This is a genomic window from Isachenkonia alkalipeptolytica, assembly GCF_009910325.1.
GTDB lineage: Bacteria > Bacillota > Clostridia > Peptostreptococcales > T1SED10-28 > Isachenkonia > Isachenkonia alkalipeptolytica.
In genome coordinates this window covers 1-1050 of the sequence record NZ_SUMG01000059.1, presented here as the reverse complement: position 1 = coordinate 1050, position 1050 = coordinate 1, and the positions used below count along the sequence as shown (strand labels likewise).

The 1050-nt window shown below is 52.7% G+C and carries 2 protein-coding genes; both read left to right on the top strand.

The annotated features are described in order from the left end of the window. A partial coding sequence (locus ISALK_RS15675; protein WP_236660395.1) for a hypothetical protein occupies positions 1-774 on the top strand: 774 nt, incomplete at its 5' end. After that, the coding region (locus ISALK_RS15670; protein ID WP_236660394.1) for a hypothetical protein at positions 771-1050 on the top strand (280 nt) is incomplete at its 3' end. The genes ISALK_RS15675 and ISALK_RS15670, both read left to right, overlap by 4 nt.

Here is a 1050-nt window from a genome sequence, read left to right as displayed (position 1 = left end):
AGGGAAAAGAAGAGGGGAAGGGGGGGAGAAAGGAGGAGAAAAAAAAAAAAAAGGGAGAAGGGAAAGGAGGGGGGAGGGAAGGAAGAGGGGGAGGGGAAGGGGGGAGGGGGAAGGGAAGGAGGGAGAAAAGAGAAGAGAAAAAAGAAGAGGGAGGGGGAAAGAGGGGGAAGAAAAAGAGGGGTGAGCAGAGGGGGAAGGAAGAAAGGGGAAAAAGGGGGAAAGGGGAGGGGGGGGAGGAGAAGGGGAAAGGAAAAAAGGGGGGGGAAGAAGGAAAAGGAGAGAGAGGGGGGAAGAAGAGGAGAAAGAGGGAAAGGAAGAAGAAAAGGGAGGGAAAAGGGGAGAAGGGGGGAGAGAGGGAAAAAAAGGAGAGAGGAGGAGAAAAAAGAAAGAAAGAGAAAAAGGGAGGGGGAAAGAGAAAGGAAGAAAGAGGGAAGGAGGGGGGGAGAGGGGGGGAGAAAGAGGAGGAAAAGGGGGAGGAAGGAGGGGAGAAAAAGGAAAAGAAGGAAAAAAGGGAAAAGAGAAGGAGGAGAAGGGGGAGGAGAGAAGAAGGAGGAGAGAAGAAAAGGGGAGAAAGAGGAGGAAAGGGAAGAAGGAAGAAAAGGAGAAAAAGGGGAGAGGGAGGGAAGGGAGAGGGGGGAAGAGGGGGAGGGAGAAAAGAAAATGAAAAGGGAAGGAGAAGAGGAGGAGAGAGAGGGGGAGGAGGAAGAAAGGAGAGAAGGGGAAGAAGAGAAGGAGGGAGAAGGAAGGAAAAGGGAAGAGGAGGGGTGTCGGTGAGGAGGGAAGAAAAAGAAGGAGGAGGGGAGGAGGAGGGAGAAGGGGAAAAAGAAGGAGGAAAAAGAAAGGGAAGGGAGAGAGAGGGAAGAAGAAAAGGAGGGGGGGAGAGGAAGAAGGGGAGAAGGGGGGGGGGAGAAAAAAAAAGGGAGATATTGAAGTTAGGAAGGAGAAGAAAAAAGGGGGGGGAGAGGAGGGAAAAGAGAGAGAAGGGGGGAGAGAGAGAGGTACGTGCACGAAGAAGGAAGGAAAAGGAGAGGGAGAGAAGGGGAGAAAGAG